The organism is Pelagicoccus sp. SDUM812002, from assembly GCF_031127835.1.
Lineage (GTDB): Bacteria > Verrucomicrobiota > Verrucomicrobiia > Opitutales > Opitutaceae > Pelagicoccus.
The window spans coordinates 25,776-46,306 of record NZ_JARXHX010000024.1 but is presented as its reverse complement, the minus strand read 5'-3'; the positions used below and the strand labels follow the sequence as shown (position 1 = coordinate 46,306).

Genomic DNA, 20,531 nt, shown 5'->3' with positions numbered 1-20,531 from the left:
AAAAACTCGTTAAGTAAAGCCCTTACGCTGAGATTGTTTGAAATTTAGCGCAAACGCTTAGGTTGGAAAATCGTGAAAACCCTTACGTCACCACATGGTGAATACGGAGCGCTCAAGTTGGACGAATGAGGCGTAGCTGGATGCCTTCAGCTTGGAGATAGTTTAGTTGCTTTCCCTAGCTCCCTGTGGATGGTCGGGTTCGATATGTCGCGGCTTCGCTTCAAGTTAGTTTTCGGTTTCGGGCTGTTGTTAGCCGGAGCCCTTGCGGCGGCCCTAGTTTGGCATCATCGGGAATTCTTGAATCGGGAGCAGTTGATGCGTACGGTCGAGTCCCTCGCAGCGATGGGGCCTTGGGTCTTCTTTAGCCTGATGGCAGTGCTTCCGCTGTTTTGGATGCCGCTTTCGCCTTTCTTGGTTTTGGCACCTGCTTTCGGGATCGAAACGGCGATCTTTGGCACCGCTAGCGCTTTGACCTTCAACGTTGTGATTTCATGGTTTGTATCCGGAAAATGGTTTCGCCCGCTATTTGAACGTGTGGTTAATCGAGTTGGATATTCGGTTCCGGAGGTTCCGGCCCGTCGCATGTTGGGGTTTGCTTTGGTGTTGCGGCTTACACCTGGGATGCCTTTCCCGTTACAAAATTACTTGCTCGGGTTGGCACGAATGCCTTTAGGGCAGTACTTGATGGTTTCCTTGCCCATCATTTGGATTGTATCCACAAGTCTGATGTTATTGGGTGAGTCGATAATGAGTGGAAATATTCGCTTCGCCATAGTTGGCGTATTTTTGGCAATGATAGTCGCCTTGGCGTTCCGCTATTGGCGGGGAAAGTTGGAAGCGAAAGCAGCGATCGAAAATGTCGACTAATAAGCTCGAAGACATGTTCGACGACGTGCCACGCGTCTCAGTGTCGAAGTATACGGCTGCCATCAAGAAAACCTTGGAAGGACGAATTCCTCCAGCTTGGGTAATTGGGGAGATCTCCAACCTGCGTAGCCAGAGCTCGGGACATCTTTATTTCTCGCTTAAGGATCCCGGTGCTCAAGTGCCGGCGGTAATGTTTCGCGGGCAGGCATCGCGGCTTGGATTCATTCCCAAGGAAGGAATGCAGGTTCTCGCGTTTGGCGAGATAAGCGTCTACGAACCGCATGGCAAGTATCAGCTGGTAGTGCGGGAAATGCAGGAGAGCGGAGAAGGAAGGCTGTTCAAGGAATTCGAGCGGTTGAAGCGGAAGCTGGCAGAGGAGGGACTCTTCGATTCTGAGAGGAAGAAGCCGTTGCCGCTTCTGCCGTTGAAGGTCGCGATTGTGACCTCGCCAACGGGAGCGGCATTGCAGGATTTCATCCGAATCCTGAAGCGTCGCAACTGGGGAGGATGCCTGCACGTGTTCCCGGTAAAGGTGCAAGGATCGGGCTCCTCTCAGGAGATCGAGAATGCGATTCGTTTTGTCAACGAGCTGGGAGGCTACGAGCTGCTAGTGATCGCTCGCGGCGGGGGCAGTATCGAAGACCTGTGGGCTTTCAACGAAGAGCGAGTGGCTCGTGCAGTATCCGATAGCTCGATACCTGTGATTTCGGGTGTCGGGCATGAAATCGATTTTACCTTGGGAGACTTTGCAGCGGATGTAAGAGCGGAGACGCCCTCTGCGGCGGCGGAGATTATCAGCAGCGCTTACATCGAAACGATGGATCGTCTCGAGGTCGCGCGTCATGGTTTACACGACTCCTTAGTGGATGTGTTAGCAGAACACCGCAGAGAATTGGAGCGGTTGGGGAGGGCTCTCAAATCGGTCTCTCCGATCTCCGCTTTGGAACGGGCTTTTTTGCGTTTAGACGAGTTGAATACCCGCTTCGGTTCGGCTTTTCGTTCGGCAGTCTACGACCGGAGAAACGACTTGCGTGGTTTGGAGCGCCGTTTGAGGGACCAGGATGTAGCGAATCGTATTTCGCGCTTGAGGGAGCGGCTTGACCGCGTGGGTCGCCGCTTGGATCGCAGTTTGGTTGAGAGGGTGGTTTCTCTGCGTTCTCGATTGGACGTTGCGGGTGCGACCTTGAGAGCTATCAGTCCAGAGGCGACTTTGAAGCGTGGCTATGCGATCTTGCGAGATGAGTCGGGTGCGCCTTTGGGCTCTGCGAGCGATGCTAAAAAGGGCTCGAAGATTGCGGCTACCTTGAGAGATGGACGTCTGGCGCTTTCCGTGGATGAGGTGGAACTCGACCAAGGCGAATCAGGCGGCAACTAAGATTTCGTCGAGGATGCGGGTGGCCAGATGAATGTTCGAAACCTTCAGGATGAGGCGAGATCCAGCTCCCTCTTCGTCGACGCTGGCGTACATGTAGTCGATGTTTATACCCCCCTCGGATAGCGCCTTAGTGAGAAAGGCAAGCTTGCCTTTGCTGTCTTGCGTGCGGATCGAAAGAACTTCGTCGACCGCCACCACATGGCCGGATGACTCCAGCGAACGCTTGGCGGCGACCGGGTCGCAGGCGGTAAAGCGGAAGCGACCTTCATCGGTACCTTCGGCTATTGACAGAGCGTTGAGACTGACATTGTGGTGCGCGAGGGTGTCAGTCAGCGTAGCGATCGCTCCGGGGGTGTTCTTGATCGAGATGCTGAGCTGAGTCTTGATTTCGTAATTCATGAGTTTTGGGATGCCGATGAAAAAGGACTTGGTTGTTGTAGGGCCTTGGGAGGGGCAAAAAGAAAACCGGAGCGGTAAGCTCCGGTCGAAAAAAAGCTAGGTTTAAATTCTGAGCTCAGTCAAGGGGAGAACCGAAGGATAGCCCGCGTCGTGTGAAATAGCGGGCCACACGATCGTGGCGTACGAGACGTTGCAATTGAGGCCGCTGAAAACTAGCGGGCTGCCTAGGTCTGCTTTCGCTTGAATCCGAGAAGTTAAAGATCTGCAGAGGTGGATTGAAGAGGGGTCTTTTAGATTGGGGGTCGTTCATGTGAGGTTTAATTCGATTGGAGGAAGATCTAAGCGTAGGTCTTTGATGTGTAAACATTTTGGGAGCGGATTTGGTGTAGATCGCTGCGTTTGATTATATTTTGACTAATCAATTGTTAAGACGCGTGAAGCTAGCGTTGGTTGCGCGAGTCTTGACTAAAAGCTGCAGATTTCCTCTAATGATTATCGCTGTTACCCTACCTCCCTACCCAATATGAAAAATTTGGCTATCCTCGCTCTTTCGTTGTCCCTGCTTGTTGTCATGAGTGGCTGTGCAACAAGCAAGAGGCCCACGGTACATTTTCCCGCAGGACACTCCGGAATGGCCCATAGGCTAGAGAAAGGGAAAGTGGTCGGCACGCGTGATGTCGTTATAGATGGTCGCTCGAGTTTAACTGGCGCCACTCTTGGCGGCGCGGTTGGCACGGCGATTGGAGTTGCGGCAGTAGGCCCCATTGAGGACGAACGCGATCTCAGGCAGACGGTGGGTTCTGCCGCAGTGGGTGGAGCCGTGGGAGCGGTCGTTGGTCAAATGATCGAAAAGCGCCTCACGGAGCGCAGAGGTCAGGAGCTATCGATCGAATTGGAGAGTGGCGAACGGTTGGTAGTAGTCCAGGAGCTTGGCGAACGCTCGTTCGAAGATACCGAAACCGTATATGTTTACACGACTCACATGGGGAATTCTCGGGTCTTTCACGAGGACGAGGACCCATATGTAGATCCCGAGACTAATGCTTACATTGTCAGCGACGAGCTGGAGGAGCAAGAGCTCGAACCGGTAGAGTGGTAGCTTCGGCTTGCCTTGCTTGAATCCGAACCTCGCTTGTTCTCGTAGTAGTGAAGCGATGGACAATAACATCGCCAAAGCGACGCGTTTAACGACGCGGGTTTCGATAGCCTTGATGCTCGCCCTGTTTCTACAGGGTTGTGCTTCGAAGGGTTATCAAACCGTTCCTCGCACGACGTCTGGAAAGATCCAGCAAGTTAACAGCGGTACCGTCGTGGCGACGCGATCGGTCGTTATCGAAGGTGAGGCTGGATATCTCGGCCGCACCGGTGGAGCGATCGTAGGTTCAGCAGTGGGACAGACTGCTGGCAAAGGAACCGGACGGACTCTGGCAGCTGCAGGTGGGGCTGTAGTTGGCGGCATCGTTGGAGGAATGATAGAGAAAGAGCTTAGCAAAAAGGTAGCTCAGGAACTGACGGTAGATTTGGATGACGGGCACACGGTGGTCGTCGTCCAGGAACCCAAGGATATCGGATTTGTAGAAGGAGACCGTGTGAGCGTAACGCACACACCCTCTGGCGAAGCCAATGTTTCGCACGCCCACTACCAGACCGACGGCATATACTGAAGGTAATCCGAGAGCAACTGTGTGATTGGGAGCTGCTAGCCTCCGAGACAAGCGGAGACCGGTTTCGGCCAGTCTCCGCTTTTTCGTTTCCGTTGGAAACGGTATTGTTCCGCAAATATCAGAAACCGTTTGGCGCGATTATTCGTTATAATCCGGATACATGGCACTAAGAATAGGAGACAGCGTTCCGGATTTTCGGCTAGAAAGCACAGGAGGAAGTTTTGTCTCCCTCTCAGATTTCAAAGGGCGTGCTTTTGTGCTCTACTTTTACCCCAAGGACTTTACTTCAGTTTGCACCAAGCAGACCTGTACGTTCAGGGACCAATTTACCCATTTGAGAGAACTAGATATTCCTGTGTTCGGCGTGAGTCGCGATAAATTGGATACGCACCGACGGTTCAAGGAAGAGTATAAACTCCCATTTGAGCTGCTCGCTGATGAAGATGGCTCAGTGGCCAAATCCTTCAAGGCTCGTATCCCGCTGCTCGGGGTAAACAAGCGAATCACTTACCTAATCGATGAAGTGCAGAAAATCGCTGCGGTGCACGATGAGCTGCTAGGAGCCGAAACCCACGTTAGTGCGGTCCTCAAGGCTTTGAAGCCCTAGTTTGTCGGAAAGTGCGAGAGGCTTTCTTCGAGTCCCCCGGGTCTATTTCGGGCAAGCCAGAACTTGCTGAACGCTTCGAGGTATTCGGGAGGAATTGAGTCGGGCGTCTTCTGGTTCAACAAAGAGGAACCCTTTTGGGCAGCGTACAGGAGGAACTTTCGAGCGAGTTCGAGCTCGCCGTTAGTCTCGAAGGATGCTAAGCGATTTTTTGCTTGGTCGACCTCATCGTTTCTTAACTGCTGAGCTGTCTCTGCGAATTGTTCGCCGCGAGCAAAGAGGATCTTGCTGAGCCAGCTTTGGTTGTGCAGGTATTTCGAAAAGCTTCCCGCTATGGAGCTCAGTTGAAAAATCGTTTCGTATTCAGATTCCGATAGCGGAGTGGGAATGAGTTGCATGGCAGCTTCCTTGATTGAAACGGATGGAGAGTCGGTGTTCCACGACTTTTCTGCCGCCTGGAGAATCGGGGGAATGCTGAGTAGGTGGGATTGTTGGTGGCCATTATCCCCCCAGTCGGTAAGTAGGAGTCCTTTCGCGGAGAACCGTTTTGCGTTATCTGCGGCTTGGTCGATATTGGGCAATGCGGTGTAGAGGCGTCCGCCAATGCTGTTCCAGCTTGAAGTGCCGGGAACTACGAGAAACTTGGCCCCTGCGGCCTGCATGGCTTGGCAGTGCTCGGTGAATGGGTGATCGACTTCATAGCCCCAGAGAAGAGCGGTTACATCTGGACCCAGCTCGCTGGCGAGTTCGGGTTGGTTGATGATGATATCTCCCCAGAATTGCATGGTGCACCCATGCGCATGTACTTTACTTTGGATACGAAGAAGGTGATCGAGGTAGAGCCGTGTCTTTCCGCGTTTCGTAACTTCGGATTTCGAGAATCCTTGGCCCAGTTCCCATGGTTCGTCGCCACCGACGTTTAGCTGGCGGCTTCTGAAATTTGGGAGAAGCTCGGAGAAGAGTCTATCTACGAATTCAGCGGATTCGGCGTTAGGTTTTAGAGTGCTACCAAATGGCTTCCAACCCGAGATGGGGTGTTCGAATCCGCCGGGGCTTTCAGCGAGGTGGTGGTAGGCTGGGTGTCGCAGCCAACGCTCCATATGGCCAAAGCTGTTTTGGTTAGGTACGAGCTCGATGAAGCGTTTGGCACAATAGGCGTCCAGCTCCTTGATATCGGTCGGAGAGAGGGGCGAGGCCTCTTGCCAGACTCGATGGTGGTCTCGGTAGGCGAAGGTGTGCTCGGTGTAGAGCTGGATCTGATTGTATTTGAGAGAAGCGAGAAGGTCGATCAGCTCGAAGAGAGACTTTTGGGTGGGGACTTTGCAGCGGGAGATGTCTAGCATGTAGCCGCGAACCTCGAGGTCGGGCCAGTCTTCGATTTCCAGGCAGGGTACATGGCTGCTGGGAAATTGGGTGAGGATTTGCTGGAGTGTGGTTCGGGCGTAAAAAGCGGAGGCTTCATCGGCTGCGTCGATTCGGATGCCTTCGGAAGTGATGGACAGAGTGTATCCGTTTCTTGGAGCAAATGGTGTCAGGGTAGTCGCTGCCACTGGTGTCGGAATTGACACGTTGCCGTCTGTAAAGGTGAGCGATTTAGGTGAGGGGAGCAGCAGCATGGGTTTTAGCGAATGCAGAATCTTCTACAGGGTGGCGATAAGCTCGGGTAGTTGTTTTATGGATTCGAGTTCGTAGAAATTTGTGCTCTGGTTGGGGGCGGATGCGACACGTTCGTGCTCCCAAGTCAGCTGGTAAGGGATATGGATTCCTGTACCGCCGAGTTCGAGGACGGGTAAAATGTCCGATTTAAGCGAGTTTCCTACCATGACGAGATTCCTTGGATCGATCTGATGTTGGCGAAAAATGCGACTGTAGTCCTCTGACTTTTTATCTGAAACGACCTCCAAATGCCTGAAGAACTGGGACAGCCCAGACTTCGCGATTTTGCGTTCTTGGTCGCGAAGATCACCTTTGGTGATGAGTATGAGGTCGTGGGCGGTGCTTAACGTTTCGATCACTTCGGTGACTCCTTCGAGAAGTTCGACCGGGTGGGCGAGCATGTCTTTCCCGAAGTCGATAATGCGGCGTAGTTCATCGGAGGGTATGGCACCATCGGTGAGCTTGATGGCAGTTTCGATGCTGGAGAGGGTGAAGCTTTTGACTCCGTATCCGTAGAGTTCAAGGTTTCGCATCTCGGTGCGAAAGAGAGTGCTCTCTACGGTTTCCGCATCGTGATACTCGGAAAGGAGCTGGCAGTATTTGCGGTGGTGTTCCTCGAAGAGGTTCTCGTTATGCCAAAGAGTGTCGTCGGCATCGAAGGCAATAGTGGTCGTTTTGCTCATATCCAGTTCAAGCGAGTTTGGTCTTTCGAAGGGCGGATTGAAAGCTCTCTTCGAGGGGACAGTGGATTGTGACAGTTTTCACTTCGAATGGGTGGGGGAATTCGATGCCGGTGGCAGCGAGAAGAAGGCGGTGGATTTCGAAGTTAGCGCGAGCTAGTTTGTTGGCCTTGTTGCAGCCGTGCCGGACATCGCCTATGATGGGGTGGCGGATGTGGGCGAGATGACGACGGATTTGGTGGCGGCGGCCGGTGCGGGGGTATAGCTCGACGAGAGAATAGCGAGTTGTGTCGTATCGCTCAGTCGGATACGGATGCACGGTGGTGCCGAGGCGTTTGTAGGTGGTCTCTGCCTCTTGGGTTTCGGAGCTTTTGATATGGCCGTCTTGGTCCTCATATTTGTTTAGTCGAGAATCGATAATGCCAATTTCAGGAAGGTGGCCGCGAACGACGGCGAGGTAGGTCTTCTGGACTTTCCTCTCTTGAAAGAGGATGGAGAGAGCTGAGCCAGCGGCTTGGTCGAGCCCAAACATGAGAATTCCGGAGGTTGGGCGGTCTATGCGGTGGGCGGGGTAGACATGCTGACCGATTTGGTCGCGCAAGATTTGTATAGCGAAGCGAGTTTCGCGCCTGTCGATGGGGCTGCGGTGCACGAGTAGGCCCGAGGGCTTGTGGATAGCGATGAAGCGATCGTCTCGATACAGAATTTCGAGAGGCGGTTCGGGATTGTGTGAGAAGTCGAGCATTTGCGAGGGACGGTCTCCCACGAATGGCACAAATTTTCACGTATGAAATTAGAAAAAGCCCGCATCGTTTGATGCGGGCTTCCCTCCTACCATCAGCTGAGCTGCACTCAGCGATGACTATTTTTGACCGTACTAAAAACGATAAATTGGTTTAGGGATGTGATGCTAGGATCCGGCGGATCGGCCTAGATCTCTTTGATGTTAACGCGACCGCCGTTGGTGGTCATTTTCACAAGGGGGCCACCTCCGTTGACGTCACCTTCTATCTTTTTCTTGTCGAGACTGCCTTGGAAGCTTCCTCCGTGGTTGAGTGAGACGTCTCCGCCATTGGACTTGGCGTAGATCTGGAATGCTTGGTCGCGAGGGAGAGAGATACTGACGCTTCCGCCGGAAGTACTGAGCGAGGCGGGCGCTTTCATACCCGCGAAGAGGATGGCGTTGACGTTGCCTCCTGAGGTCTTGAGCTCCAAAGGTTCGATTAGGGCTGATTTAATGTCGGCGTTGATGTGCCCACCTGAGGTGTGGGCGGTGAGTGCGGAAATCTCTCCTGAGATATCCATATTTCCACCTGAGGTATGCAGATCCACCTTTCCTACTAGGCCTTCCACGCTGATGTTTCCGCCTGAGGTATGAGCATTGGTATCGCCCTTGATTTGCTTAAGACGGATGTTTCCGCCCGAGGTCTTTATGTCCAAGGGAGCCGATATGTCTGCAGCTGTGATATTGCCTCCAGACGTTTTGAGGCTGAGCGAGGCTGACATGGCTTCAGCCGAAACGTTTCCGCCCGAGGTCCTGATTTCGGCTAGGAGGGAGGAAGGTACGAGCAGCGTTGCTTCTTTGTATCCTTTAACCCCGTCTCCCCAGGAAAACCATGAGCTCGGCTCCTTGTCGTATTCAATTTTTATAACAAGCGTGTCGCCCTGCTGGCTCGTCGTTTGGGTGATCTTATCGGGGTCGAATCCGGTGAGCGGTTTCTCAAGGGTGAGTTCGAGGTCCGTACGGTCGGAGCCTATTAGGGTAACGTTCGACTTCGAGATGTAGAAGCTGACTTTTTTGATGCCGTCGAGCTGGTGGTTTTGGACTTCGTCTGCTGTGAAAGCTGTCGTAGTGAATACCAACGATGCGGCGGCGATAGTGAGGAGCGGTTGCAAGATACGTTTCGTGTTCATGGGATAGATTGGTGGTTCTGCCCACTAGTTACTCGGTGCTTGCGAAAAGGTTACCAGTTTCTTCGAGAAAATGCTTCTCTCGAGGAGCGTTCCCAGAAAATCGCTTCATTCGATAAAAGAGTAGGGGGCCGTTGACCGTTCGAATTTCATGATCCGTTCAAGGGGTTCTGGGGATAGTGGGGCATTGTTAACTGAGGCCCGCTCGGAGACGAATCTGGGGATGTTAGCCTGAGCACTCGTCCGATTCTTCCTACGTGGTGGTGAGGACAATTTAAGAATGGGCTTCATTACCGAAATTTAGAGTTTTCGTACTTTTCGGTCATTCTGCACCAAATCGGAGGGATATTGCGGTATTCAGTATTTGGATCTCTTTAGGTGATTTTCCAGAAAGGGAAATTGGATGATGCGAATGTCCTTTGTCCCTCATGTCATCTAGGGAATGTTACGGGGCGAAATCTCAGTCAGAAAGGGGTGGGTCTAACGGGATGAACCTTATGCCCGAAAAACGCCACTTTGTAAAAGTGGGATTAATTGAGAATTACTGGTCAAGGGCGGAGCCGTGAAGGCGTTTCAGATGGCTATTAATTATTCAATTCTGAAAGGCGTTTTTGTGGAGAATGTATTAGAAAAATGGTTACGAAATGATCGAATTTCGATTATTTCGATTGGCTCCGAGAATGCCCCGCAAGCGCGGTCGAAAAAGGGTGGGATTCTGATCGGATTACTAGTTGCCTCTCTTGCATTTAGTGCATTTCACAGTGCGAAAGCAGAGACATTGGAGCTCTCTTGGGTAGATAGTTCGCACAACGAGGACGGGTTCTGGGTCGAGAGATCCGTCGATGGCACTCATTTCGTTGAAATAGGAGAGGCAGCTGCGAACGAGTCGACTTTTCTGGATAACTCGGTCGTGCCAGGGAACCGTTACTTTTACAGAGTTCAGTCGCACAACGTGTATGGGACATCCGAATACAGCGATGTTGCCGAAATTTTGATTAGCGAGGAAAGCGTTGGTCTTCGAACTTTGAAACTTTCTTGGGACGATCGCTCGCACAACGAGGATGGGTTTTGGATCGAGAGATCTGATGATGGTATTAATTTCACTGAAATCGGTGAGTCTGCTGCAAATGAGGCGACTTTTCTAGATGACGCAGTTAGTACAGGAAATCGCTACTACTACCGGGTCCAGTCGTTTAATGCGTACGGAGCCTCTGAATACAGCGATGTAGCGGATGTGCTGGTTGGGGACGAAGATGCGGAACTTCGTATTCCGAATGAACCGGAATCGACGGTCATCGGAGAAATGTCGGTTTTAGGTGAAAGCGTCTTTGACGTCGGAGCTAGATCCTTCGTAGTTTCAGCTTCCGGTGCGGGATACGAACAGTATTTAGACGAGTTGCGCTTCACGCAGGTAGAGGCTGACGGTGACTTCGTCCTGCGAGTTAAAGTGCATGCATTTGAGGGTGATGACAGATGGGCCCGAGTCGGGCTCATGGTAAGGGAAAGTCTCGAGCAAGACGCGAGACACGAGTCAGTTGTTATGACTGGTGATGGATACATTGAGAGGCTTTCCCGACTAGCTAAGGGTATGAAGGTCGCGGAAACCCGTCAGACGGCTGCTAGCGGGAGTGTGTATTTCGGTGTAGAACGGCGAGATGGCTACGTCCATCTGAGCTACTCGCTCGACGGCCAGGTTTGGGAACCTGTGTCTGGACCAAGCAACGAATTGAGCGGGCGAGTTCACGTCGGGATCTCGATTGGCTCCCAAATCGATGGGCGACTTTCGGCGGCCCTCGTCGAGGTGCAAGAATCGGATTTGAATACGTTCAGCAAGTATTCAGCTAAGTGGCCCTACCTTCTTGGAAAACCAATCGAAGAGCACATAATCGGTGATCTCGAGGAAGTTGGTTCTTATTCCTATGATGCGAATCGTGGAGTTCATTTCCTCGAAGCATCGGGAGTTGGTTACGAGCGATTCGATGACGAGCTAAGATTCTCAAAAGTGACCGTCTCGGGAGATGTAGACTTCTCAGTCAGACTTAGCGACTTAAGGCTAGATTCAACTTGGGGTCGAGCTGGTATCATGATCCGTTCAAGCGTTGAGCAAAGTGCCGCCCACCTTTCGGTCGTCGTGAATGGTTTTGGCAAGTTCGAAACGCTCGTTAGAAAGACGGATGGAGCGCAAGTCGTGGAATCGAGGTTCAGTACAGCGCCCGAAGTCGGGTATTTGAGAATCTCGAAGACGGGGAACTTGGTTAAAGGCTACACCTCGACTGATGGTGAAGCGTGGTCATTAGTCATTGAAACTCAGATTCAGCTTGGAGAATCGTTCGATGCCGGCCTGGCCATAGGTTCTCAGTACGACGGACGCTTGTCTCGTTGCCGTTTTGAAGTGCTGTATGGGGAGGAGGCTGATGGTCCACTCGATCCTGAGGTAGTGAAGCCGGCAGGGCTGGCAATTTTGGGGCAGACTGCGGTATCCTCGATAGTGGGCGAAATGTCCGATGAGGGCAAATTTCTGCACGACGATTCGGGACTCTACTATTTCAGCGCATCTGGCCTCGGCTACGAAACTTACAAAGACGCGTTGCGCTATTCCTGGGTGCCGGCTGTCAGTGACTTTAGTTTGCGGGTAGCGCTTTACGAATATGTTGCTGACGATGATTGGAGTCGAGTGGGGTTGATGGTCCGTGAGAGTCTGAGCCCTGATGCCGCTCACGCGTCTGTTGTTTTGTGTGGGTATGGAGGTTTCGAAACTTTGGTTCGACCATCGCATCGATCCGAGGTCATTGAGTCTAAAAAGGGCACTGCTGGCTCTTACCCTCAGCTGCGCCTTGATCGAGTGAAAGAGACCATTAGGCTCTACGTCGCCGATAACGGTGGGCAGTGGCGATTGGTCGAAGAATTAGATCTTTCTCTGGGCTCTCATCCTATGATTGGTCTGTCGATCGGTTCGCAGCGAGACGGCGCTCTCTCCAGCAGCGTTGTCGAGGTACTGGACTAGCGATTTTCGGACATTTAGTGGTTTATCATGGAGGGTGCGGTTTGGAGACTGTGCCCTCTTTGCGTGTCTGCCCGTAGGTCTCAGAGGGGAGCACTGCGGTTCATGTAATTTTCTGGAACACGGGATAGGGGTAGTGCGTCTGGGGATGCTCAGGTGTTATTCGTTTCAGCGAAGGCTCCTTCTCCCAGGCAACGCACCGGTAAATTCAAACCACTACAAACATGAAAAACATACCCTGCCTGCGGGGGATGGCGTTGACTGTTTCACTCGCGCTTGTCCCGTCTCTTAACCTCTCTGCTCAAAACGATCCGGACGTCCCTCCGCGAGTCGATGCTCCTCAAGGAGATCCGATGGAAGTTTATAACCTAGATTCTTTCACGGTCACCGGGGAAACGGATGTAGGATATGTCGCGGTGGACGCACTCGCGGGGGGACGTATCAACACGCCCATTCGTCTCACGCCTTCGGCGATGTCTTCGCTAACGAGCGAGTTCCTCAAGGACGTCGCGGTTAACAATGCCCGTGATGCCCTAAGTTGGACGATCAATGTTACGCCAGCGGACCCGACTGCCGGTAAGAGCAGCCCGTTTAACGCTTGGGATTACAATTTTCGAGGAGCGGGGCAGAACCTTCAAGGGGGCAGCGGTCCGACGCGCAACTATTTCACCTTCTATCAGGTTGCTGACTCCTACAACGTCGAGCGGATGGAGTTTGACCGAGGGCCGAACGCCATTTTGTTCGGAGTTGGTTCCGTCGGCGGTGTTTTAAGCACGTATTCAAAAGTTCCACATATCGACAAGGATTTTTTCACACCGACGGTACAGGTGGACGAGCATGGCTCGCTACGAGTTTCGTTCGATGGAAATATGCACTTTGGCGAGGGAAGCGCGGTGCGTCTCAATTGGTTGCGTGACCGTAATCGCGGTTGGCGCGAAAACGATAGTAACGATACCGATGCGGTGACCTTGTCCGCTACGGTCTCCCTGAGCGAAAAGACGACGATCCGCGGTGAGTTCGAGCACAGCGAGTCCGAGCGTACGATAATTTCGAATACTTTTTCGGACGCAGTATCTCTTTGGGACGAGGAAACCTTTTCTGAGACGTGGGGGAATATTTTGGATACAGCTGACCCGCAATTCACGGATGGGGCTCCGGGTGTGCGGACCATGCATCCTTGGGGTGGTGAAAACTACAACCTTTGGATAGCTGGGCAAGGCGAGCTCGGCCTGCAAAACTGGGTACAAGGGTACAGCTCCCAAGGGACCTATCTCCCAGTCGCTCCCACCGAAACCTTCTACCCATCAGAAATGAAGGCTACTTGGCAGCCAGTTCCACATCCAGATACCTCTCGTATTCCAGTGCTCCCCAGCGGGGATTGGACCATCAGCGCGGCGGACTCGATTTCCAAGCCCGAGTTTGATGTGGGAACGCTTTGGCTCGATCATCGTTTCACAGATCAATTTGAAGTATCACTTTCTGGATACAGGTACGAGGACGGAAATACAGCCCAGAATTACGAGTCGATTCAATTTTTTGGCACGGACCTAAATAGCCAACTGCCGAATGGCCAGGCCAACCCAAACTTCGGCAAGCGTTACGGCGACTTCTTCGCGAGTCGTCAGACGCAGGAGAGAACAGTATCGGAGGTGAGGGCGTTGGCGACTTACAGGTTTGATGGCCGCATCGGCGAAATTCCGTTTGAACAAGTTTTCTCGCTGGGCGGTGGGGCTCAGGAGATCGAGTGGTCTGCCCGCCAGAACCACGCCCAAGTGATCGATGACGATCCAGAAAACTGGGCGGAGAACATGGTATGGGTTCGACTGTACGAGGATTCGCCGAATGCTGCAGTGGCGCTGCCGGACGAGATCAACGGTCAGGCGGTCGACTATGCTCCCCTGTCGATCGATTGGTTCGATTTTGACGAGACTTACGAGTTGCGCAACGGAGCCTTCGTTTCCCAGACCCGGCTTTGGGAGGATCGGTTGAACGTCATGCTCGGCGCCCGCTATGACGAATACGATTATGAACGTATGGGCGTTAACACCGACTTCCAAACGAGCCACACGGCGGATGGCACATCGTATTCAGCGGGCGCGGTCTACTATATGGGACCGATCGGCGTTTTCGGAAATTTTGCTACGAACTTCGACCCCATCGGCCCGGGGCGGGCTCCGAAACTAGATGGCTCGTCACATGAAGCAGCGGAAGGAGAAGGGACAGACTTCGGGATACGCATCTCAACGGACGACCACAATTACTATGCTACCCTCAGCCGCTACGAGAGTAAGTCGGAGGGTCGTATCACCGGAGCGAAGATTGGCTTGGCCCAGATATGGCAGCGCTACTACGACGCGACTGGCATTGATCCGGTCGAGGAGAATATCGCCCTAAGCTTCGACGACGTGGAATCGCTCGAGGTGAGTGGATACGAGTTCGAGATTGTTGCGAATCCCATCGAAGGACTTCGTTTGCAAGCGGGCTTTGCCAAACCAGATTCGGAAATAGTGGAGGCAATGGCAGGTCAACGTGTGTATTGGTCTAATAACTACAATACCTGGAACGCAGCGACTTCCGGTGGCTCGAGCGAGGCCTCGGAATTGTTGAACGCCTTGACGAATGGTCAGAACTTGCTCGATCAGAACGCGGAAGGGAAGACCAAGGTCGGACTCGTCGATTACACCGCTAACGTTTTTGTGCATTACACTTTCCGAGATGGACCTTTTGGTGGATTTTCGCTGGGTGGTGGAGCGACATTCGTCGGCGAGCAGTACGTGGGAGAGGTTTTGGATGAGGCTCGTTTCATGGACGAGCGCGTGTCCGCCAACATGGTGCTCGCGTACGAAACGCAGTTCTTTGAGACTCCTACGCGAATCGCCCTCAACGTAGACAATATTTTGGATGATTCGGACTATGTCGCGAGCAGCTACGATGGAGCATGGCTCAGCGGAGGTCAGCCTATCCTCAACGGGTTCTATTTTCCCGCTCCAAGAACGGCTCGCCTCAGTGTCAGTATGGACTTTTGATTGCAGCCGCTCTACTCGCTACTGTGCTTCGCCTGATTTAAGTCGGCCGCTGCTCGCGTCGATTTCAGTCCAGCGGTAGAGCGTGCTTTGCTCCTTTTTGAGGGATTTCCAGAGTTGTTTGTCGTCGCGTTTCTGCAGCTCAAGCTCGCGGAGGCCTGCAGAGTCGCAGCTTAGCAATCGGGTGTAGCCTTTGAACTGCCGAGGGCGTCCGATTAGGCGTGATGCGGTAGAAGACTGAATCTGCTTTTTGCTGAGGGCGAGGAAACTGTAGGGCAGGCTGCGGAGGTCTATTTCCATGGTTTGGGCGAAACGGGCCCAGAAGCCCTCAGTGAACGCTTCGATCGGCGGCTTGCCAAAGAAGTGGCACCAGTGGCGCTGGTTTTCTTCGGCGAGCATGGGGCATGTTTCGCATTGCGTACAAGGCGCGGCTATTTGGAAGTCGCCTCGCAGAGCTTCTCGCTGGGCGATGACCTTGCGACTGGAAGTGTGGTCGCCTGGCTCCACGAAAATGACTTGGGCGGCCTTGCGGATCTGGTTAGAGAGCTGTTGCTGAGCTTCGTAGCCGAGTTCGTTCAGCGCGTGGCTGACGAGGAAGAGGGTGTCTGACCGAGATTCAGAATCGCTCAAAACAGGAGCAGGTGCGATCTCGACTTTCAGGGACGGGTAAGTCGCAGCGATGGTTTTTTGGGCGAAGCGGCAAGCGAGGGTGGAGTGGTCCCAAAGCTGGACCTCGTCGAAGGCGTCGGCTCCGTAATAGGCGATGAGGCGGAGCGCTGCGATACCAGAGCCGCAGCCCCAATCGAAGATCTTTCGAACTTGTGGCTGAAAGCCTGCCTGTGCTGCGAGCTCGAGGGCATTGTCCCATTTCCAGCCAATACGCGCTGCAAAAGTAGTGTGGTAGTGGACGAGGTCCTCTTCACTTTGCCAATAGACGCCAGCCTGGGTTCCGGTTTCGAGGAAGCGGTTACGGAGGCGTTCTAGGATGTCCCAATTAATGTCGATCTCTTGCATGTCGTGGCGAATTTTCCATGCGAGAGTGCGGAAGGGAAATCGTGTGACAAGCACGCTCCCACATGATTTTTGGTTGGAGCTTGAGTCGCTGGCGGGGCTGGTCTGTATCTGGGTCGAATGAAGACGATCTGGAGAGTTTCGAGCTACTTGTTCCGTTACAAGGCGATGTTTTGGGGCACGATCGCTCTCGCGGTTGGCAGTACCCTGTTCTTTTTGGCAGTGCCGGAGATAGCGGGTGGGATCGTGGATCGGCTGACCGAGGACGCTCCTCTGGACGACTACTGGAAATGGGTCGCTGTGTTGGTTGGATGTTACGGGATGAGGGAGTTTCTGAATTCCATGCGGATTCGTCTGAACAACGTTCTTGAGCAGAGAGTTCTCATCGATTTACGCCACGATCTGCATGCGAAGTTGCTCGATTTGCCGGTGCGTTATTTCGACAGCCGTAAGTCAGGGGATATCGCTTCCAGGGTTATAGAAGATGTGCAAAATGTGGAACGTGTGATTCTCGACGGAACGGAGCAGGGCAGCTCGGCGTTTCTCCTTTTGTTCGGGGCGTCTTTCATGATGTTTTCTTCGGAACCGCGTCTGGCAATGCTGATGGTGTTGCCGATTCCTATTATTATTCTGCTCTCTCGCCTGCACTTTAAGAAACAGAGCGTCAACTGGCGCAAGGTGCGGAAGGCCTCCGGCGAGCTCAGCTCGCTTTTGATTGAAGACATTCAGGGCAATCGCTTAATCAACTCCTTCGCACTGAAGGACCGTGAAAAGAAGCGCTTCAACGAAAAGGCCGAGGAGCTGCGTCGCTACACGCTAAAGGGCATGTTCCGCTGGTCTATTCAAGGGCCGCTCAACGGCTTCATCGTTAGCATGGGTACAGTGGCGGTTATCGGCTATGGCGGTTACCTAACCGCAACCGAGCCCGAGAGTTTCGCGACCGGCGACCTAGTAACCTTTCTCCTTTACTGCTACATGCTCTATATGCCGCTGACGCAGATTTCCTCTCTCAACAACATGTTTGCCACAGGCAAGGCTTCTGCGGAGCGTGTCTTCGATTTGCTCGACTACAAGATCGATATCCAAGATCCGGATACTCCCAAAGCGTTCCCAGCTGCACCTTTAAAGATACAATTTGATTCGGTTGACTTTAAGTATTCGGAAAGAGCCAACCTACTGAGCGATTTTTCTTTGATTATGCCTGCGGGCAAGGTGACGGCCTTGGTAGGCCACACGGGGGCGGGCAAGTCGACGGTGGCTAACTTGTTGCAACGGTATTACGACGTGAGCGAAGGGTCGGTCACCGTAGGTGGAGTCGACGTACGCGATCTCAGTTTGCACTCGCTTCGATCAAATATCGGAATGGTGGCGCAAGACCCATTTCTCTTCGACGGTTCGGTGCGGGATAATCTGATGCTGGCTCGGGAAGATGCTTCGGAGACTGATTTGATTCAAGCGTTAGAGGGAGCCTGCGCATGGGAGTTTGTATCCAGGCTGCCTGACGGAATGGATACGCTGATCGGCGAGCGGGGAATTCGCTTGAGTATGGGCGAGAAACAACGCCTGACGATCGCTCGCGTGATTTTGAGGAATCCCCCTTTGGTGATTCTCGACGAAGCGACTTCGGCAGTTGATACTTTGACAGAGGCGAAGATTCAGGCTGCGGTGGACAATCTGGTGAAAGAACGCACGACGCTGGTGATCGCCCACCGTCTATCGACAGTGCTGAAAGCGGACAAGATCGTAGTTCTTGACCAAGGGCGTATCATCGAAACGGGCACGCACGACGAGCTCATCCACTTCGATGGGCATTATGCAAACCTTTGGAAGGTACAGACCGATTTGATCGCTGACTGATGAGCCGTTAGACTCTCGGGTTGATTTTTTTGGAATAGTCAGTCGTGAATTAACGTTGGGGTGAGTGATGGCATTTGCTCGAATACTAATCTCCCTGCTTTTCTTTCTGTTGTCCCTGCTAACCGTGGTGAAAGCTCCTGGCTTATTGGGTTGGAAGCTTGCGATACTCGCTACCGAGTTTGGGCAATTTCTATTTATCATCCCGCTTGGAATTAGTGTTTGGACCCTGGTGTCCCATCGCGAGATTACATATTTATCGTGGCTGGCAGTGGGGATGTGCGCAGCGAGCCTTGTGCTTCTGTCGATGCCTGCGTGGCAAGCAAGTCGGATAGCGAAAACGCTGCCTGACAGGTGGGATTCTTACGCCGGCGAAATCCGGGAGGGGGCTGCCTTTTCCTTGCTCAGCCTTTTCAGGCTGGGCGGCCAAGAAGTAGCAGTGAAGGAGTTGGTGTATCCAAGAGAGGGAAACACTAAGAACCTCGCTGTTGACCTATACTCACTCGGTACGGAGGTGGAGCGCCCTTGCGTCGTGGTCGTACATGGTGGTGGCTGGAATAATGGAGATCGTAAAGAGATCGCTTCCTTTAACCATTGGTTGGCCAACCGCGGCTACGCGGTTGCATCGATCGAGTATCGCTTGGCTCCCGAAAACGTTTGGCCGGCACCGTTGCGAGACCTTGAAGCGGCTGTGAAGTACTTGAAGTCAAATGCTGATCAATTGGGGATTGATCGGACGCGCATCGCATTGTTCGGGCGTAGCGCTGGGGGACAGATCGTTACTGCTGCCGCGTCGTCTCCTGAATTTTCAGAGATACGTGGCGCCATCGCATTCTACGCTCCCCACGACTTGGAATTCGCATGGGCGTTTGGAGACGAAGACGACGTTTTGAATTCTCTAGACCTTTTGCGAAACTACATGGGAGGCGAACCCGGTACCGTGCCCGCAAACTACCAGAGTGCGAGTGCCTATCTCCAAGAGGATGGGGCGTTACGCCGCGTCCCGACCTTGTTGGTACACGGTGCGAACGACACTCTTGTGTGGGTAGAGCAAAGTAGGCGGTACTCTGAAAGGCTCGTTCAGGCGGGCGCGAAGTCGTTTTACTTGGAGTTACCCTGGGCGACGCACGGCTTCGAATTTAACCAGAACGGCCCCGCCGGCCAGCTCGCTTTGTATTCCGTGGAACGGTTTCTCGCTTGCGAATTCGCATGCGAATCTTCGGATTGATTTTACGCTACCGTAGATAGGAAGAGAATTCGCTTAAGTTAAGCAGAAACCGAGCTGGCTGGGCGGTGTGACGATCGAATACGGGCTTCTTGGGCGATTCGAATCGCGATGATAGCCGTTAGAGAAAGGCGACGCGGGCACAGGCAGGAATCGCTAAGCTACTCGTGTGTGAGAGGTTTCCGGATACGGGGTCGATGCGGAAGAGTTCGCAATTGTCGCTATCCATGTTGGCGGCGATGAGCCAGCGCCCAGTGGGGTCGATGTTGAAGTTGCGTGGTTGTACCCCACGAGTGGATTCGTGGCCGACAGCGGTAAGTTTGCCCGAGGCAGGGTCGACGGAGAAGATGGCGATACTTTCGTGTCCTCGGTTGGAAGAGTAAACGAAGCGGCCGTCCGGGGAAACGAGGACTTCAGCTGCCCAGCGAATCTCGTCGTAGTCGGATGGGAGGGTGTCGATCACTTGGACCTCACTGAGGGCGCCGGTCGCAGAATCGTAATTGTAGACGCCCAGAGTGGACGCCATCTCGTTGAGCACATAGACGAAGCGTCCGCACGGGTGAAAGGCAAGGTGGCGCGGACCAGCTCCGGGTGTGGTATTTACGTGCCCGAATTTGGTGGATACGAGCTTGTGGTTGAGAGTATCGTTTTCGTAGACATGCACGGTGTCGGTACCGAGATCGCTCACGAGAGCGAAACGATTGTCTGGAGAAGTGAATACGGAGTGCGGGTGAGGAGCTTCCTGACGTTTTTCGTTGGGGCCGTTGCCTTCGTATCTCTTGATGTCGCTGTATTCGGCGAGTCCTCCGTCAGCCCGGACTGGGTAGGTGACGACGAAGCTGGAGTTGTAGTTTGCTCCGAAGACGTTGGCTCCGATGCGGTCGACCTGTACATGGCTGGGAGAAACGGTGGGGCAGCTCACGGTGTTTATGTGAGCGAGAGCGCCGGTTTCAGGGTTGATACGGTAGGCGGCGAGCCCTCCGTTTTGTCCTTTTTCCGCTCCTGCGACGTTTGCGAGCGTGTAGAGCACACGCTTGGAGGGATGGACGCTGAGGAATGCGCAGTTTACGGCCGTCGTAGTATCGACCAGCGCCATTGCTCCGGTCTCAAGGTCGAGACTGTAGCAGTAGATGCCTTTGCTGTGTTCAACAGGTTTTGTACCGAAATAAACGAAAGTCTTCATGACGAGTGAGCCCAACGCCTCATGGCGGGGAGTTCCACTCAAAAATAGGGCAGCGTCACAGACTCTCGCTGGGAACGG

The 20,531-nt window shown here is 53.3% G+C and carries 16 protein-coding genes; 9 read left to right on the top strand and 7 right to left on the bottom strand.

Annotated elements, in window-relative coordinates; genetic code table 11:
* The first annotated feature begins 189 nt into the window (after positions 1 to 189).
* Both QEH53_RS21415 and xseA read left to right on the top strand, forming a co-directional pair.
* Complete coding sequence (locus tag QEH53_RS21415; RefSeq protein WP_309025272.1) at positions 190 to 867, top strand: hypothetical protein; 678 nt, start codon at positions 190 to 192, stop codon at positions 865 to 867.
* Positions 857 to 2,242, top strand: coding sequence for an exodeoxyribonuclease VII large subunit (gene xseA, locus QEH53_RS21410; RefSeq protein ID WP_309025271.1), 1,386 nt, complete (start codon positions 857 to 859; stop codon positions 2,240 to 2,242). Before QEH53_RS21415 ends, xseA begins: the two co-directional genes overlap by 11 nt.
* Here xseA and QEH53_RS21405 read toward each other — a convergent pair.
* Complete coding sequence (locus QEH53_RS21405) at positions 2,228 to 2,641, bottom strand: hypothetical protein (protein WP_309025270.1); 414 nt, start codon at positions 2,639 to 2,641, stop codon at positions 2,228 to 2,230. The genes xseA and QEH53_RS21405 overlap by 15 nt on opposite strands.
* Before the next feature lie 523 nt (positions 2,642 to 3,164).
* Between QEH53_RS21405 and QEH53_RS21400 the strand changes: the two genes are divergently transcribed.
* The 3 genes from QEH53_RS21400 to QEH53_RS21390 all read left to right on the top strand — a co-directional run bounded on the left by QEH53_RS21400 (position 3,165) and on the right by QEH53_RS21390 (position 4,912).
* Positions 3,165 to 3,740, top strand: a complete 576-nt coding sequence (locus QEH53_RS21400) for a hypothetical protein (RefSeq protein ID WP_309025269.1) — start codon at positions 3,165 to 3,167, stop codon at positions 3,738 to 3,740.
* A 55-nt stretch (positions 3,741 to 3,795) separates the two neighbouring features.
* Positions 3,796 to 4,305 (top strand): glycine zipper domain-containing protein, encoded by a 510-nt coding sequence (locus QEH53_RS21395; protein WP_309025268.1) that lies wholly within the window; start codon positions 3,796 to 3,798, stop codon positions 4,303 to 4,305.
* A 160-nt stretch (positions 4,306 to 4,465) separates the two neighbouring features.
* Positions 4,466 to 4,912, top strand: coding sequence for a peroxiredoxin (locus tag QEH53_RS21390; protein WP_309025267.1), 447 nt, complete (start codon positions 4,466 to 4,468; stop codon positions 4,910 to 4,912).
* Here QEH53_RS21390 and QEH53_RS21385 read toward each other — a convergent pair.
* The 4 genes from QEH53_RS21385 to QEH53_RS21370 form a co-directional block, all read right to left on the bottom strand.
* Positions 4,909 to 6,525 (bottom strand): family 20 glycosylhydrolase, encoded by a 1,617-nt coding sequence (locus QEH53_RS21385; protein ID WP_309025266.1) that lies wholly within the window; start codon positions 6,523 to 6,525, stop codon positions 4,909 to 4,911. The two genes, QEH53_RS21390 and QEH53_RS21385, sit on opposite strands and share 4 nt — an antisense overlap.
* Before the next feature lie 24 nt (positions 6,526 to 6,549).
* Complete coding sequence (locus QEH53_RS21380; RefSeq protein WP_309025265.1) at positions 6,550 to 7,248, bottom strand: HAD family hydrolase; 699 nt, start codon at positions 7,246 to 7,248, stop codon at positions 6,550 to 6,552.
* A 7-nt stretch (positions 7,249 to 7,255) separates the two neighbouring features.
* Complete coding sequence (locus QEH53_RS21375) at positions 7,256 to 7,990, bottom strand: pseudouridine synthase (protein WP_309025264.1); 735 nt, start codon at positions 7,988 to 7,990, stop codon at positions 7,256 to 7,258.
* Between the two features lie 185 nt (positions 7,991 to 8,175).
* Positions 8,176 to 9,159, bottom strand: a complete 984-nt coding sequence (locus QEH53_RS21370; RefSeq protein WP_309025263.1) for a DUF4097 family beta strand repeat-containing protein — start codon at positions 9,157 to 9,159, stop codon at positions 8,176 to 8,178.
* 559 nt (positions 9,160 to 9,718) lie between these two features.
* Between QEH53_RS21370 and QEH53_RS21365 the strand changes: the two genes are divergently transcribed.
* Complete coding sequence (locus tag QEH53_RS21365; protein WP_309025262.1) at positions 9,719 to 12,160, top strand: hypothetical protein; 2,442 nt, start codon at positions 9,719 to 9,721, stop codon at positions 12,158 to 12,160.
* Positions 12,161 to 12,381: 221 nt separating this feature from the next.
* Positions 12,382 to 15,183 carry a TonB-dependent receptor plug domain-containing protein gene (locus QEH53_RS21360; RefSeq protein ID WP_309025261.1) on the top strand — a complete coding sequence of 934 codons (2,802 nt, stop codon included), beginning with the start codon at positions 12,382 to 12,384 and terminating at the stop codon, positions 15,181 to 15,183.
* Between the two features lie 18 nt (positions 15,184 to 15,201).
* On the opposite strand, the gene QEH53_RS21355 is transcribed toward QEH53_RS21360, so the two are convergent.
* On the bottom strand, positions 15,202 to 16,194 hold the full coding sequence (locus QEH53_RS21355) for a small ribosomal subunit Rsm22 family protein (RefSeq protein ID WP_309025260.1): 993 nt from the start codon (positions 16,192 to 16,194) through the stop codon (positions 15,202 to 15,204).
* Between the two features lie 117 nt (positions 16,195 to 16,311).
* On the opposite strand from QEH53_RS21355, the gene QEH53_RS21350 reads away from it, so the two are divergent.
* Together QEH53_RS21350 and QEH53_RS21345 are read left to right on the top strand one after the other, a co-directional pair.
* Positions 16,312 to 18,048, top strand: coding sequence for an ABC transporter ATP-binding protein (locus QEH53_RS21350; protein WP_309025259.1), 1,737 nt, complete (start codon positions 16,312 to 16,314; stop codon positions 18,046 to 18,048).
* A 304-nt stretch (positions 18,049 to 18,352) separates the two neighbouring features.
* Entirely contained in the window at positions 18,353 to 19,273 is a 921-nt protein-coding gene (locus tag QEH53_RS21345; RefSeq protein WP_309025258.1) for an alpha/beta hydrolase, read from the top strand.
* Between the two features lie 118 nt (positions 19,274 to 19,391).
* Here the strand turns inward: QEH53_RS21345 and QEH53_RS21340 are convergent, their stop codons facing one another.
* On the bottom strand, positions 19,392 to 20,453 hold the full coding sequence (locus QEH53_RS21340; protein ID WP_309025257.1) for a lactonase family protein: 1,062 nt from the start codon (positions 20,451 to 20,453) through the stop codon (positions 19,392 to 19,394).
* Positions 20,454 to 20,531: the final 78 nt, after the last annotated feature.

What these genes read in the sequence shown, in the direction of transcription:
- QEH53_RS21380 (WP_309025265.1), bottom strand. Translation starts at nt 7,248, where the DNA reads ATGAGCAAAACGACCACTATTGCCTTCGATGCCGACGACACTCTTTGG.
- QEH53_RS21375 (WP_309025264.1), bottom strand. Translation starts at nt 7,990, where the DNA reads ATGCTCGACTTCTCACACAATCCCGAACCGCCTCTCGAAATTCTGTAT.
- QEH53_RS21340 (WP_309025257.1), bottom strand. Translation starts at nt 20,453, where the DNA reads ATGAAGACTTTCGTTTATTTCGGTACAAAACCTGTTGAACACAGCAAA.
- QEH53_RS21395 (WP_309025268.1), top strand. Translation starts at nt 3,796, where the DNA reads ATGGACAATAACATCGCCAAAGCGACGCGTTTAACGACGCGGGTTTCG.
- QEH53_RS21415 (WP_309025272.1), top strand. Translation starts at nt 190, where the DNA reads ATGGTCGGGTTCGATATGTCGCGGCTTCGCTTCAAGTTAGTTTTCGGT.
- QEH53_RS21385 (WP_309025266.1), bottom strand. Translation starts at nt 6,525, where the DNA reads ATGCTGCTGCTCCCCTCACCTAAATCGCTCACCTTTACAGACGGCAAC.
- QEH53_RS21400 (WP_309025269.1), top strand. Translation starts at nt 3,165, where the DNA reads ATGAAAAATTTGGCTATCCTCGCTCTTTCGTTGTCCCTGCTTGTTGTC.
- QEH53_RS21355 (WP_309025260.1), bottom strand. Translation starts at nt 16,194, where the DNA reads ATGCAAGAGATCGACATTAATTGGGACATCCTAGAACGCCTCCGTAAC.
- QEH53_RS21370 (WP_309025263.1), bottom strand. Translation starts at nt 9,159, where the DNA reads ATGAACACGAAACGTATCTTGCAACCGCTCCTCACTATCGCCGCCGCA.
- xseA (WP_309025271.1), top strand. Translation starts at nt 857, where the DNA reads ATGTCGACTAATAAGCTCGAAGACATGTTCGACGACGTGCCACGCGTC.
- QEH53_RS21360 (WP_309025261.1), top strand. Translation starts at nt 12,382, where the DNA reads ATGAAAAACATACCCTGCCTGCGGGGGATGGCGTTGACTGTTTCACTC.
- QEH53_RS21350 (WP_309025259.1), top strand. Translation starts at nt 16,312, where the DNA reads ATGAAGACGATCTGGAGAGTTTCGAGCTACTTGTTCCGTTACAAGGCG.
- QEH53_RS21405 (WP_309025270.1), bottom strand. Translation starts at nt 2,641, where the DNA reads ATGAATTACGAAATCAAGACTCAGCTCAGCATCTCGATCAAGAACACC.
- QEH53_RS21345 (WP_309025258.1), top strand. Translation starts at nt 18,353, where the DNA reads ATGCCTGCGTGGCAAGCAAGTCGGATAGCGAAAACGCTGCCTGACAGG.
- QEH53_RS21390 (WP_309025267.1), top strand. Translation starts at nt 4,466, where the DNA reads ATGGCACTAAGAATAGGAGACAGCGTTCCGGATTTTCGGCTAGAAAGC.